Source organism: Gluconacetobacter azotocaptans (genome assembly GCF_014174355.1).
Classification (GTDB): Bacteria; Pseudomonadota; Alphaproteobacteria; order Acetobacterales; family Acetobacteraceae; genus Gluconacetobacter; species Gluconacetobacter azotocaptans.
Genome location: NZ_JABEQF010000005.1, coordinates 168,990 through 183,280, shown reverse-complemented (window position 1 = coordinate 183,280; position 14,291 = coordinate 168,990). Strand labels below are relative to the sequence as shown.

The 14,291-nt window shown below is 67.1% G+C and carries 11 protein-coding genes; 10 read left to right on the top strand and 1 reads right to left on the bottom strand.

The window, feature by feature from the left end; genetic code table 11:
- Positions 1-129: 129 nt before the first annotated feature.
- On the bottom strand, positions 130-1,494 hold the full coding sequence (locus HLH34_RS08460; RefSeq protein WP_183119323.1) for a dicarboxylate/amino acid:cation symporter: 1,365 nt from the start codon (positions 1,492-1,494) through the stop codon (positions 130-132).
- A 220-nt stretch (positions 1,495-1,714) separates the two neighbouring features.
- Between HLH34_RS08460 and HLH34_RS08455 the strand changes: the two genes are divergently transcribed.
- The 10 genes from HLH34_RS08455 (at position 1,715) to rplL (ending at position 14,055) form a co-directional block, all read left to right on the top strand.
- The gene (locus HLH34_RS08455; RefSeq protein WP_183119137.1) at positions 1,715-3,037 is read left to right on the top strand and encodes a DNA recombination protein RmuC; all 1,323 of its coding nucleotides are present in this window, start codon (positions 1,715-1,717) and stop codon (positions 3,035-3,037) included.
- 51 nt (positions 3,038-3,088) lie between these two features.
- Positions 3,089-3,829 (top strand): response regulator transcription factor, encoded by a 741-nt coding sequence (locus tag HLH34_RS08450; RefSeq protein ID WP_183119322.1) that lies wholly within the window; start codon positions 3,089-3,091, stop codon positions 3,827-3,829.
- Entirely contained in the window at positions 3,816-5,213 is a 1,398-nt protein-coding gene (locus tag HLH34_RS08445; RefSeq protein ID WP_183119136.1) for a sensor histidine kinase, read from the top strand. The genes HLH34_RS08450 and HLH34_RS08445 overlap by 14 nt, the downstream gene beginning before the upstream one ends.
- 213 nt (positions 5,214-5,426) lie before the next feature.
- On the top strand, positions 5,427-8,597 hold the full coding sequence (locus tag HLH34_RS08440) for an efflux RND transporter permease subunit (protein WP_183119135.1): 3,171 nt from the start codon (positions 5,427-5,429) through the stop codon (positions 8,595-8,597).
- Entirely contained in the window at positions 8,594-9,877 is a 1,284-nt protein-coding gene (locus HLH34_RS08435) for an efflux RND transporter periplasmic adaptor subunit (protein ID WP_183119134.1), read from the top strand. Before HLH34_RS08440 ends, HLH34_RS08435 begins: the two co-directional genes overlap by 4 nt.
- The gene (locus HLH34_RS08430; protein ID WP_183119133.1) at positions 9,874-11,511 is read left to right on the top strand and encodes an efflux transporter outer membrane subunit; all 1,638 of its coding nucleotides are present in this window, start codon (positions 9,874-9,876) and stop codon (positions 11,509-11,511) included. Before HLH34_RS08435 ends, HLH34_RS08430 begins: the two co-directional genes overlap by 4 nt.
- A 108-nt stretch (positions 11,512-11,619) precedes the next feature.
- A complete protein-coding gene (gene rplK / locus HLH34_RS08425) occupies positions 11,620-12,054 on the top strand; it encodes a 50S ribosomal protein L11 (RefSeq protein ID WP_182942119.1) in 435 nt (144 codons plus the stop codon).
- A 4-nt stretch (positions 12,055-12,058) separates the two neighbouring features.
- A complete protein-coding gene (gene rplA, locus HLH34_RS08420; protein ID WP_183119132.1) occupies positions 12,059-12,754 on the top strand; it encodes a 50S ribosomal protein L1 in 696 nt (231 codons plus the stop codon).
- 309 nt (positions 12,755-13,063) lie between these two features.
- Positions 13,064-13,582: a 50S ribosomal protein L10 gene (gene rplJ / locus HLH34_RS08415; protein ID WP_183119131.1), complete on the top strand. Its 519-nt coding sequence runs from the start codon at positions 13,064-13,066 to the stop codon at positions 13,580-13,582.
- Between the two features lie 101 nt (positions 13,583-13,683).
- Positions 13,684-14,055 carry a 50S ribosomal protein L7/L12 gene (gene rplL, locus HLH34_RS08410; RefSeq protein WP_183119130.1) on the top strand — a complete coding sequence of 124 codons (372 nt, stop codon included), beginning with the start codon at positions 13,684-13,686 and terminating at the stop codon, positions 14,053-14,055.
- Positions 14,056-14,291: the final 236 nt, after the last annotated feature.

Below are 14,291 nucleotides of genomic sequence, written 5' to 3'. Positions count from 1 at the left end.
GGGACAGAGAGACTGGGCGTCGGGGCTGAATCCATGGATGCGGTCCGTCTGGGGCATGCGCCGATGAGGCGCCCCGCGTTGGTCGGAAGGCACCCTGGCGCGCGGGATGGGGCGATTTCGTTCCGGGTATCAGACGGATGCGGCCTGTGTCGACCGCGTTGTGTCGGCCTTGGCCGGGGGGATGACGGGGCCGGAGAGCGCCGGGGGCGCGTCGGGGTGGCCCGCCAGCGCGTGCGCCAGCCTCGGCGCGTCCAGTTCGTTTTCCCAGCGGGCCAGGACGATGGCGGCGACAGCATTGCCCACGATGTTCGTCAGCGACCGGCATTCGGACATGAAACGATCCACCCCCAGGATCAGCGCCATGCCGCTGACCGGCACGTCGGGCACCACGGCCAGCGTCGCCGCCAGGGTGATGAAGCCCGCGCCGGTCACGCCCGCCGCGCCCTTGGAACTGATCATCGCCACCAGCAGCAGGGCGACCTGCTGCCCCAGCCCCAGGTGCACCCCCGTCGCCTGCGCGATGAACAGGGCCGCGAGCGACATGTAGATGTTGGTGCCGTCCAGGTTGAAGGAATATCCCATCGGCACGACCAGCCCCACGACGGAGGGGGCGCATCCGGCGGCCTCCAGCTTCGACATCAGGGTCGGCAGTGCCGATTCCGACGAGCTGGTGCCCAGCACGATCAGCAGTTCCTCGCGCAGATAGACCAGCAACGGCAGGATGCGGAACCCGTTGTAGCGCGCGACCGTGCCGAGGATCACCAGCACGAACAGCGCCGACGTCGCGTAGAACGTGCCCACCAGCAGGGCCAGGTTGATCACCGAGCCGATGCCGAACCGCCCGATGGTGAACGCCATGGCACCGAAGGCCCCGATCGGGGCGGCCAGCATCACCAGCCGGACGACGCCGAATACCAGTTCGGTCAACTGGCGGAACAGGTCCAGCACCGCCTGGCCCCGCGCGCCCATGCGCGACAGGCTGATGCTGAACAGGATGGCGATCAGCAGTACCTGCAGGATCTCGCCCGAGGTGAAGGCGCTGACGGTGGTATCGGGGATGATATGCAGCACGAACACGCTGAAGGAATGATCGTGGGCCTTCGCCGCGTAATCGGCCACCGCGTGGCTGTCCAGCGATGCCGGATCGACATGCAGGCCGGCCCCCGGACGGACGATGTTGGCCACGAGCATCCCCACCACCAGCGCCAGGGTGGAGAAGGCCAGGAAATACAGCATAGCCTTGCCGGCCAGCCGCCCGGCCTTGCCCAGGTCCGACAGGCCTGCGACGCCCGTCACCACGGTCAGGAAGATGACCGGTGAGATCACCATCTTGACCAGCCGGATGAACCCGTCGCCCAGCGGCTTCATCTGCGCGCCCGTCGCGGGCCAGAAATGGCCCAGCAGGATTCCGGCCACCACGCCGACGATCACCTGGACATACAGGCTGCGATACAGGGGCGTCGGGGCCTTGTCCGGCGTGCTGGACAGGTGCATGGCGATGTCTTTCCCCTGGGGCGGTCCTGTCGTCCCGCCCCGGTCGGCAGGGGGCGGGGCGGTGGCCCGCTCGTGCCGTTCGGCCGTTACGCGGCGCGTATCCGACGTCCATAGCATCACGCGGCGGGTTGCCAAAGTGCCGGGGGCGGAGTTTACCCGCCCGATATCCGCGCCATGGACGGACGGTGGATCACACCTGCGGGATAAAAGGGGGAAGGTGATGCCGGAGGCGTTCGGATCCGGGGCGGCCGGACTGCAACTGGGGCTGCTGGTCCTGCTCGCCGTCGTGGTACTGTCCGCGGCCCTGCTGTTCCGTCGTTGCGGGGACGGCGGCCGGGGGGACGGCGAGGCCGACCTGCTGGCGCGGATGTACGTCATGCTGGAACGTGAGGGCGCCGCCCGCATGGCCGACGCCGAGGCCCTGCGCGGGCGCCTGACGGACATCGAGCGCATGCTGGCCTCGCGGCTGGAGCAGGGACGGATGGAGACGGCGGACCGGCTGGGCGCCATCGCGCAATCGGTCGGCCGCGAACTGGCCGAGGCCCGGGTCGGCCAGGCCGAAGCCCTGCGCGACATGGCCGAGGCCAGCGCCCGCCAGACCGAGGCGATCCGCGCCGCCGTCGACGAACGCCTGCACGAGGCCGTGGAGCGCCAGATGCAAACCTCGTTCCAGCGGGTGCTGGAACAGTTCGGCGCGATGCAGAAGGCGATGGGCGAGGTCACGGCAATGACGGCGCAGCTCGGCGACCTCAAGCGCCTGTTTTCCAACGTCAAGACGCGCGGCGGCTGGGGCGAGGCGCAGTTGCGCGCCATCTTGGACGACGTGCTGCCGGCGGGGGCCTACCTGTCCAACTGCCGCCTGCGCGAGGGCAGCGCGGAAGTGGTGGAATTTGCGGTGCGCATGCCGGTCAAGGCGACGACGCCGCCGCTTCTGGCCATCGATTCGAAATTCCCGACCGAGGCGTACGAACGCCTGCTGGACGCCGTGGAGCGGGTGGACCCGCAGGCCGAGCGCGCCGCCCGCCGTGCGCTGGACACCACCCTGCGGATCGAGGCGCGGAAGATCGCGTCGAAATACATCGTCCCGCCCGTGACGGTGGAATTCGCCGTGCTGTATCTGCCCACCGACGGCCTGTATGCCGAGGTGGCGCGCAGCCCCGGGCTGCTGGATGAAATCGGGCGGAGCTGCCGGGTGATCGTCATGGGGCCGGGGCTGCTGCCGGCCCTGCTGCGGACGATCCATCTGGGGTATGTTACCCTGGCGCTGGAGGAGCGCACCGACGGCATCGCCCGCCTGCTGGGCGCGACCCGGCAGGAGATGATCAAGATGGACGGCGTGCTGGAAAAGCTGGCGCGCAACGCATCGACCATGTCCTCGTCGATCGACGAGGCCCGGTACAGGACGCGGATGGTGGCCCGGCAACTGCGCGGCCTGGACGGCATCGAGGCGGTAGCGGAGGGCGCCGGATCGGCCGGGCCGGCCCCGGACGATCCTGTCGACCTGCCTCTGGGCGGGGCAGGGGATGACGCGCCGGGGCGGTGAAACGGAATTTAATGGCGGAGGACAGGGGGTGAGGCCATGTCTGTGCGGACCATGAATGCTTCTTCCAGGTCAGATCAGGACGACGTCGAGACGGAGGCGGGCGGCAAGGCGGCCGGACCCCGCGTTTTGCTTGTGGAGGATGACGGCAAGATCGCGCAGGAAGTCGCCGAGGAGCTGGAAAGCCGCGGCTTTCGCGTCCAGCACGCGGCGACCGGGCCGGACGGCCTGTCCATCGGCGTGGCGGGCGGATTCGACGTCATGATCGTCGATCGCATGCTGCCAGAGATGGACGGCCTGACCCTGATCGAAACCTTGCGCGGCCGGCAGATCGCCACCCCTGTGCTGGTCCTGTCGGCCCTGTCGGCCGTCGACGACCGGGTCAGCGGGCTGAAGGCCGGCGGCGACGACTACCTGACCAAGCCCTTCGCGATGGAGGAACTGGCCGCCCGGCTGGAGGCGCTGATGCGCCGGCCGAACAATACGCGCGAGACGATGCTGCGCGTCGGCCCGCTGACCATGGACCTGATCGAACGCACGGTGACCCGCGACGGGGTGGAAATAGACCTGCTGCCGCGCGAATTCCGGCTGCTGGAATATCTCATGCGCCGGCCGAACCAGGTGCTGACGCGCAACATGCTGCTGGAGGATGTGTGGAATTACCGCTTCATCCCGCAGACCAACCTGGTGGACGTGCACATCGGCAAGCTGCGCCGCAAGATCGACGAGCCCGGCGGCCCGCAGCTGATCCAGAGCATCCGCGGTACGGGGTTCATGCTGCGTGCTTCTGAGTGAAGTCTTCCGGACCGCGACCTTCCGCCTGACGCTGGCGGTGGTCGCGGCCATGATCGGCACGGCGGCGCTGCAATTCGCGCTTGGCTACAGCCAGGCCAAGACGTTCGAATTCCGGCGTTCGGACGCCCTGCTGCACCGCGAGGCCGACCTGCTGTCGCGTGAAACCGCGCAGGACCTGGAGCACAAGATCCGCGAACGCGCGACCGACGACCTGCGCGTCGTGATCAACGAGGCCGGGCTGTTCGACATGTCGCATCGCTATGTCGCCGGCGACCTGCGCGTCTGGCCGAAAGGGCTGTACTCCGACGGGCGGGTGCACGAGCTGACGGTCTGGCCGACCGAGGACGCCCCTTATGTCCTGCGCATCCTGGCCATTCCGGTCAGCGGCGGGCGCATTCTGGTGCTGGCGCGCGGGCTGCACATGCTGGACGAATTGCGGCTGATGATGCGGCACTCGCTGGTGGTGTCGATCGTGCCGACGGTGCTCTTCGCACTGATGAGCGGCATCGTGCTCAGCCATCGGGCGCTGGCGCGGGTCACGGTGATGCATGAGGCGATCGACCGCATCATGGAAGGCGACATGCACGAACGCCTGCCGTCGGGGCGCGGGCGTGACGAGATGCAGCGCCTGGCCGGCAGCGTGAACCGCATGCTCGACCGGCTGGAACATCTGATGGATGAAATCCGCGACGTCGGGAACGATATCGCGCATGACCTGCGTACACCGCTGGCGCGGGTGCGTGCGCGGCTGGACCGCGCACAGGGCGGCGCGCTGTCGGCCGACGATCTGCGTCTGGTCGTCGGGCGGGCGATCGACGATCTCGACCAATGCTTCTCGATCATAACAGCCCTGCTGAGAATCGGGGAGATCGAGAATGCCCGCCGCCGCGTCGGTTTCGCGGTCGTGGATCTGAACGAGATCGCGGCCGATATCGTCGACCTGTACGAACCGATTGCCGAGGCCAAGCAGATCCGCCTCGACCTTCTGCCCTCGGTCGGGCCTGTTCCGGTCTATGGCGATCGGGACCTGCTGATCGAGGTTGTGGCCAACCTTATCGACAACGCCATCAAATTTACCGATCCGGGGGGCGAAGTCACGTTGGGGACGGTGCGGCACGGCGACGGCGCGCGGCTGGAGGTCGCGGATACCGGCATCGGCATCATCCCCGAGGAACGCCAGGCGGTGCTCAACCGGTTCTATCGTTCGGACAAGAGCCGGCATGTGCCCGGCAGCGGCCTGGGCCTCAGTCTTGTCTCGGCCATCCTGCGCCTGCACAATGCGACCCTGACGATATCGGAGACCAGGAAGCAGGATATCCGCCCTGGCGCGCTGTTCGGGGTTGTCTTTCCGTCGGCCCCACAAACGACGCCCACCGCGGCCTGATCCGGCGGGCAGGGGCCAGCGGGCGCACCACCGCCGCGTTCCCGGGGGCGGTTTCTAAATGGAAATTTCATTGGCTTGTCGCGGGGGCGTGATAACGAGGCTGCCGAAGACGCGGGGGAGATCGATGATGCACACACGCGGACAGCCGGGTCCGGTCCCGATACGCACCGGGGTATCGGGGGGCGCCTGCACGCGTGACGGTTCGTCGCGCGCATGAATTCCATCGTCGTCACCGCCCTCAAGCGGCCTTACACCTTCGTCGTCCTTTCGATCCTGATCGTGGTCTTCGGCGTCCGGTCCATCGTCCAGACGCCGACCGACGTCTTCCCCAGCATCAAGATTCCGGTTGTCGCGATCGTATGGGGCTATACCGGCCTCATGCCCGAGGACATGTCGGGCCGCGTGATCTATTATTACGAGCGCGCGCTGACCGCCACGGTCAACAATATCGAGCATATCGAAAGCCAGTCCTATTACGGGCGCGGCATCGTCAAGGTGTTCTTCCAGCCCGGCACGGACACCGCGGTCGCGCAGACGCAGATCACCTCGGTTTCGCAGACGGTCATCAAGCAGATGCCGGCCGGCATGACGCCGCCGCTGGTGCTGACCTACAATGCGTCCTCGGTGCCCGTGCTCACGCTCCAGGTCTCGTCGGATTCGATGACGGCGTCGCAGATCTACGACATGTCGTCCAACCTGATCCGCCCGGCGCTGGTTTCGGTGGCGGGCGCGGCCATCCCCAACCCGTACGGCGGCCAGCCGGGCAATATCATGGTCGATCTCGACCAGGCCAAGCTGCTGGCCCACGGGTTGTCCGCCACCGACGTCGGCGCGGCCCTGGGGCGGCAGAACATCGTCCTGCCCGCCGGCGACCAGCAGATCGGCGCCTTCGACTTCATGGTGCAGACGAACGCGACCCCGCGCGAAATCGATGCGTTCAACGGCATCCCGGTCAAGCAGGACGGCAATTCGGTCGTATATCTGCGCGACGTCGCCTGGGTGCATGCGGGCGGGCCGCCGCAGACCAACATGGTGCTGGTCAAGGGACACCAGGCCGTGCTGATCGTCGTCATGAAAAGTGGCGACGCCTCGACGCTGTCGGTGGTCAGCGGGGTCAAGGCGCTGCTGCCGTCGATTGTCCAGACCCTGCCGCCCGGGGTGCAGATCCGGGTCCTGAACGATGCCTCGACCTTCGTGAAGGAGGCCGTGCGCGACGTGGTGCAGGAAATGGGCACGGCCGCCCTGCTGACCAGCCTGGTGGTGCTGCTGTTCCTGGGGTCCTGGCGCTCGACGGTGATCATCGCGACGTCGATTCCGCTGGCGATGCTGTGCTCGGTCATCGGGCTGGGCTGGGCCGGGCAGACCATCAACGTCATGACCCTGGGCGGCCTGGCGCTGGCGGTCGGTATTCTGGTCGATGACGCCACCGTCATGATTGAGAATATCGACGCGCATCTGGAAATGGAAAAGGACCTGGAAACCGCGATCATCGACGCGGCGAACCAGATCGTTATCCCGACCTTCGTTTCGACGCTATGCATCTGTATCGTGTGGATGCCGCTGTTCCAGCTGACCGGCGTGGCCGGCTGGCTGTTCATGCCGATGGCCGAGGCGATCATCTTCGCCATGATCGCCTCCTTCATCCTGTCGCGGACCCTGGTGCCGACGATGGCGAAATACATGCTGGCCGCCCAGGTGGCCGCCCATGCCGACGCGCATGCGGCCGACCGGCCGCGCGGGTTCTTCGGTCGCTTCCAGCAGGGGTTCGAGCGGCGTTTCACCGCCTTCCGCAACGGCTATCGCGACCTGCTGACGCATCTGGTGGCGACGCGCGGGCGCTTCATTCCGGTGTTCCTGGCCTGTGCGGTCGCCTCGATGGGGCTGGTCTTCTTCGTGGGGCAGGATTTCTTCCCCGAGATCAATTCGAACACGCTGGCCATCCATATGCGCGCGCGCCTCGGCACCAAGCTGAACGAGGCCGGCAAGATCTCGATGCTGGTCAACCAGGATATCTCGCGCCTGTTGCCGGGGCAGGTCGATGACATCGTATCCAATTGCGGCCTGCCCTTCAGCGGCCTGAACCAGGCCTTCATTCCCACGCCCACCGTCGGCACGCAGGATTGCGACCTGACGGTGACGCTGAAGAATGACGAGGCGCCGGTCGCCGAGTATCGCGGCATCCTGCGGCGCGGGCTGGCCGAGCATTTTCCGGGAACCGAAATCACCTTCATGCCCGCCGATCTGACGGCGAAGATCCTGAATTTCGGTCTTCCCTCGCCGATCGACGTGCAGATATCCGGCCGTAACCTGGTGGATAATTTCGCCTTCGCCCAGCATCTGGCGGCGCGGCTGCGCCATGTGACCGGCATCGCCGACGTCACGGTGCAGGAACCGATGAACACGCCGACCCTGCGGGTGAACGCACGGCGCACCTACGCGCTGGGCACCGGCCTGACCGAGTCCGACATCGCGAACAATGCGCTGGCCACCCTGTCGGGCAGCGGCCAGGTCGCGCCCACCTACTGGCTGGACCCGGCGACCGGGGTGTCGCATCTGGTCGATATCCAGACGCCGCTGCAATTTCTGCAGACGATGAACGACCTGGAGACGATTCCCATCGATCGGGGCGACGGCAACCCGCGCGGCACCACGCCTCAGATCCTGGGCGGCCTCAGCGACATCGTGCAGACCGGCACGCCGGGCGAGGTGGCGCACTACAACATCATGCCCGTCTTCAACATCTATGCGGCCAACGAGGGGCTGGACCTGGGCACCGTCTCGCGCGAGGTCAACCGCGTGGTTGACGCGGCCCGCCACGACCTGCCCCGGGGCGCCACCCTGGTGGTGCGCGGCCAGGCGGTGACGATGAACAGCGCCTACCTGCAGCTCGGCCTGGGCCTGGCGATGTCGGTGCTGCTGGTCTACCTGATCATCGTCGTGAATTTTCAGTCCTGGCTGGACCCGTTCATCATCATCACCGCCCTGCCGGGCGCGCTGGCGGGCATCGCCTGGGCATTGTTCGTCACGCACACCACGCTGTCGGTGCCGGCGCTGACCGGGGCCATCATGTGCATGGGCACGGCGACCGCGAACTCGATCCTGGTCGTATCCTTCGCCCGTGAACGGATGGACGTGCATGGCGACGCCATTCGCGCCGCGATCGAGGCGGGATACGAACGCATCCGGCCGGTGCTGATGACGGCGTCGGCGATGATCATCGGCATGCTGCCGATGTCCCTCAGCAATTCGCAGAACGCGCCGCTCGGCCGCGCCGTGATGGGTGGCCTGGCGGTCGCGACGGTCGCGACGCTGCTGTTCGTGCCCTGCGTCTTTGCCCTGCTGCATTCCCGAAAACACCGAACCGCCGAAGGAGAACGTGCATGAGCGGCGTAGGACAGGCCCGCGGGCGCGGAATATCGGGGCGCGGGAAGCTCCTGGCCGGGGTTGGCGTCGCCATTCTGGTGCTCGTCGTCGGCGGCGGGATCCTGGAGCGGCGGCTGCATGTCGCAGCCCTGCGGCGCGACACCGCAGATGCCGCGATTCCACGCGTGCAACTGGTCTCGCCCAGCCATGGGCCCAGCGTCCGGACGCTGGACCTGCCGGGCAATATCTCGGCCTGGTACCAGGCGCCGATCTATGCCCAGGTCTCGGGCTATGTGCACATGTGGTACAAGGATATCGGCGCGGTAGTGAAGGCCGGCGACGTGCTGGCCACCATCGACACACCGGGGGTGGATGCGCAGTACGCGGCGTCCAAGGCCAATTTCGACGTGGCCATGGCGCGCTACAAGCTGGCGCAGATCACCGCGCGCCGCTGGAAGGCCCTGCAAGGGACCCAGGCGGTGTCGCAGCAGGAAGTGGACGTCCAGACCGCCAACGCCGAGGCCGAGCAGGCGCAGGTCGAAGCCGCCCGGCACCAGGTCTCGCGCTATGCCGCGCTGATCGGCTTCAAGCAGATCGTGGCGCCGTTCGACGGCGTGGTGACCTCGCGTCTGGCCGATGTCGGCGACTATGTGAACGCGGGCGGAGGCGACGTGTCGTCGCGTGGTAACGCCACCGAACTGTTCAGCGTGGCCGACGTGCATCGGATGCGCATCTTCGTCTCGGTGCCGCAGGATTACGCCGACATCATCAGCCCGAAGCTGACGGCGGACCTGACGGTTCCGCAATATCCCGGCCGCGTCTTCAAGGCGCAGTTCCTGGCCACCGCCAGCGCCTTCAATCTCAGCACCCGCACCGTCACCACCGAACTGACGGTGGACAACGACCAGCGCGAGCTCTGGCCCGATTCCTATGCCACCGTCCATTTCCGCGCGCCGGGCGACCCGTCGATCCTGATCGTGCCGGAAGGCGCGCTGATCTTCCGCGGTCAGGGCATGCAGGTGGCGCTGGTGGACGAGCATAACCGCATCCGCCTGCGCAACGTCGTCGTCGGTACCAACCTGGGCACCCGCGTGCAGATCCGCGGCGGCCTGAAGGCGACGGACAGGATCGTGAACAACCCCTCCGCCGGGCTGCTGGAAGGGCAGGAGGTCAAGGTGGTGGACCCGACGCCCGGCTACAGCGCGCCCACGGACGCGGCGCATCCTCCCGCCCAGAACGACGACGCGCGGGCCATGCCTACCGGTGAAGGCGGGTCGGAGGAGGCCGGGGCGCCGCAATGACCAGCTCCGCCCTTTCCCGCGTCCCCGCCCGGCGTCCCGCCCGTCGAACGGGGGCTCGCCGCGCGGGGCTGCGCGTCTGCGCCCTGGCGTTGCTGAGCAGCCTGGCGTCGTGCGACATGGCGCCGGCCTATCACCCGACGCACCTGCTGTTCCCCGACGATTGGAAGGGCGACGGCATCATGCGTTTCGCGGCGCCCCAGGATGCCGCGCTGCGCGGCGACTGGTGGACCGCATTCAACGACCCGGTGCTGAACCGGCTGGAAGAGCAGGCGAATCGCGCCAATCCCGACCTTCAGGTGGCGGCCGAGACATTCACCCAGGCCCGCGACATGGCGGCCGAGGCCCGGGCCGGCCTGTATCCGCAGGTCGCCGGCCAGGCATCCATGAGCAACAACAAGGGATCGGCCCATCGCCTGTGGCGTGGCGCCGGCTCGACCGGCCCGATCTACATGTCGTCCGAACAATATGGCGGCACGGCCTCGTGGGAGCCGGATTTCTGGTCGTCGATCCGCAACCAGGTGCGCATGCGGCGGCAGCTGGCGCAGCAACGCGCCGCGGAATACGCGCTGATGCGGCTCAGCCTGGATGCCGAGCTTGCCAGCGATTACCTGGCGTTGCGCGGGCTGGATGCGCAGGACACGGTCTATCGCGACTCGATCCGCACGTACGAACTGGCGGTACAGATCACGCACCTGCGCCAGGCCGGGGCGATTGCGGCCGGGCTGGACGTTGCCCGGGCACAGAACCAGCTTTATGCCACCCAGGCGCAGGACACCGACCTGCAGGCCCGGCGCGCGGTGATGGAGCATGCGATCGCCGTGCTGGTGAACGTCTCGCCATCGGTCTTCCATATCGAACCGGTGGCCGCCCTGAATTTCCCGGAAATCGCCATACCGGCCGGCGTGCCCTCGACCCTGCTGGAGCGGCGGCCCGACGTCGCGGGGGCCGAGCGGGAGATGGCGCAGGCCAATCGGGCGATCGGCGTGTCGCGGGCGGCGTTCTACCCGCACGTGACCTTCAGCGCCACGACCGGGTTCATGGATAACGGCTTCTCGCTCGCCGACCTGTCCAACAGCATGTACACCTACGCCGCCCAGGCGGTGATGCCCCTGTTCCAGGGTGGCCTGCGCCGGGCGGAACTGCAACGGACGTGGTCGCAGTACCGCCAGGCCGAGGATAATTATCGCAGCACCGTCCTGTCGGCCTTCCAGGATGTCGAGGACGGGCTGAGCCTGACCGGACACCTGCGGGTCGAGCAGCAGCAGCAGGAAGACGCCGTGAAGGCCGCCCTGCGCACCCAGAACATGACCATGACACTTTATACGGGCGGGCTGACCAATTACCTGGACGTGGTGGTGGCGCAGATCGCCGCCCTGACCGCCCGGATTTCCGAGGTTCAGGTGGAAACCCGGCGCCTGCAGGCCAACGTGACCCTGATCCGCGCGCTGGGCGGTGGCTGGTCGCGCAGCCAGCTGCCGGATTCGAAGTCGATCATGCCGTTCGCGCCGCTGCAATATGACGGGTTGCGGACGCCGAAAACGGTCGGCGGCATCGCGGCCGGCACCATTCCGGAACAGTCCGACCTGACCGGAGCTGCCTTGCGTGGCCCGGGGTTGACACCGCCCGGCAAATAGGGTTAGGGACCCGCCTCCTACGGAACGCGGGAGACCGCTGCCGTTGCCCCCGGGCGGCGGGCGGCCGCCTGAACCGCGGTCCGGGTGAAACAGTCAGGAGACCCGGATATGGCCAAGAAGATCGTTGGCTACATCAAGTTGCAAATTCCCGCCGGCAAGGCGAATCCGTCCCCGCCGGTCGGCCCGGCGCTGGGTCAGCGCGGCCTGAACATCATGCAGTTCTGCAAGGAGTTCAACGCCAAGACCCAGGGTCTGGAACCCGGCATGCCGATCCCGGTGGTCATCACCGCGTTCGCCGACCGGACCTTCACGTTCATCACGAAGACCCCGCCGAACACCTACTTCCTCATGAAGGCTGCCAACATCAAGAAGGGCAGCTCGACCGTGGGCAAGTCCGCGGCCGTCGGCAGCGTCACGATGGCGCAGCTGCGCGAGATCGCGGAACAGAAGAAGCAGGACATGAATGCCAACGATCTGGACGGGGCCGTGCGTATGCTGATCGGCTCGGCCCGGGCGATGGGCCTTACGGTGGTGGAGGGCTGATTCCATGGCGAAGAACAAGCGTCTGGCGGCCGTGCGCGCCACGATTGATCCGAACAAGCAGTACGGCCTGGACGAGGCCATCGGCCTGGTGAAGCAGGGCGCGACCGCCAAGTTCGACGAGACGATCGAGATCTCGCTGAACCTGGGCATCGACCCGCGCCATGCCGACCAGATGGTCCGTGGCCTGCTGTCCCTGCCGAACGGCACGGGCAAGACGCTGCGCGTCGGCGTGTTCGCCCGCGGCGCGAAGGCCGAGGAGGCTCTGGCCGCCGGTGCCGACGTCGTTGGCGCCGATGACCTGGCCGAAAAGGTGCAGGCCGGCGAAATCGCGTTCGATCGCTGCATCGCGACCCCGGACATGATGGCCCTGGTCGGTCGCCTGGGTAAGATCCTGGGCCCGCGCGGCCTGATGCCGAACCCCAAGCTCGGCACCGTGACCATGGACGTCAAGGGCGCCGTGACGGCGGCCAAGTCCGGTCAGGTCGAGTACCGCGCCGAAAAGGCCGGCATCATCCATGCCGGCATCGGCAAGGCGTCCTTCGACGGCGACAAGCTGGCCGAGAACATCCGCGCGTTCGTGGATGCCGTGCAGAAGGCCAAGCCGTCGGGCGCCAAGGGCACCTACCTGCGCAAGGCCGCCCTGTCCTCGACGATGGGGTCTGGTATTCGCGTCGACGTGTCCGCCTTCTCGGCGGGCTGATCGCGCCAGAGATGACGCCGCGTCCTTCGGGGTGCGGCGGACAGGAGGCGGGGCGGCGTTCCTATTTCAGGGACGGCGCTTCGCTCTTCCGAACCTGTCCATGACCGGATGTGGCGCATGCCTTGATGGCCCCCGCGGGGGCCGCACACGGAAGACGGGGATTGCCGGATTTGGGCGGATCATCCGCCCGCACTGGTTGTTCCGTTGCACAGGACAGGCGAACCGGAGGGGCGGCCCCAGTGGCCGTGCCTTCCTTGGGTAAACCCGGCCTGCCAGGCCATGTCTGGCGGGCTACGACGGAGACGGGAATTGGACCGTACGGAGAAGCGGGAGTTTGTTGCCTCCCTCGCGGCCGTGTTCGCCGATACGTCCATGGTCGTTGTCACCCGCAATGACGGGCTGACGGTGGCTGATGCGACGGAATTGCGGCGGCGTGTGCGCGCGGCTGGAGCGACTTACAAGGTCGCGAAGAACCGGCTGGCCAACCTCGCCCTGGCAGGGACCCGATTCGAAGGCATCTCGCCGCTGCTGAAGGGGCCGACCGCATTATCGTGGTCGGCGGATCCTGTGGCGGTGGCCAAGGTGCTTGTCGAGTTCGCCAAGACCAACGAAAAGCTTGTCTTGCTCGGTGGAGCGCTCGGAACCCAGACACTGAATGTGGATGGGGTCAAGGCGCTGGCCGAGCTGCCGTCCCTGGATACGCTCCGGGCGCAGCTGGTGGGGCTTATCTCCACGCCGGCCACGCGCATCGCGGGTGTCCTCCAGGCGCCGGCCGGACAGCTTGCGCGGGTTTTCGGGGCCTACGCCAAGAAGGACGAGGCTGCCTGAGCCATATGCGCCCCGCATGCGCGGGGCGATGAAATTCGCACAGTCTCGTGAAATCGGGATTGTGTTGCGCCAATCAGTGTATACATTAGGAAGACCGAATCATGGCCGATCTGACCAAACTCGTTGACGAGCTGTCCGCCCTCACCGTTCTCGAGGCCGCCGAGCTCTCCAAGCTGCTCGAAGAGAAGTGGGGCGTTTCCGCCGCCGCTCCGGTTGCCGTTGCCGCCGCGCCGGCCGCTGCCGCCGCTCCGGTGGAAGAGCAGACCGAATTCACCGTCGTCCTCGCGAAGGCCGGTGACAAGAAGATCAACGTCATCAAGGAAATCCGCACCATCACCGGCCTGGGCCTGAAGGAAGCCAAGGATCTGGTCGAAGGCGCGCCGAAGACCGTGAAAGAAGGCGTGACGAAGGACGAAGCCGAGAAGATCAAGAAGGTTCTTGAAGAGAACGGCGCATCCGTCGAAGTGAAGTAATCTGCCGGGTTGCCGGCGGCCCCTTGTGGGTCGCCGCTCCTGATCTAACCGAGCGAGGGCGGGACACCTGATGGTTCCCGCCCCCTTGGCCGTTCTGGCGCCCTGACCGCGAGGTCTCGGGCGCCTTTGGCGGTAGAGGGCCTATCCTTTGGGGTGGGCAGGTCGCGGGCCGCTGCCGGCCGGCGACCGCACAAGGCGGTATTTGATGGCCCGTTTCCGATCGCCGCGGCGTTTGC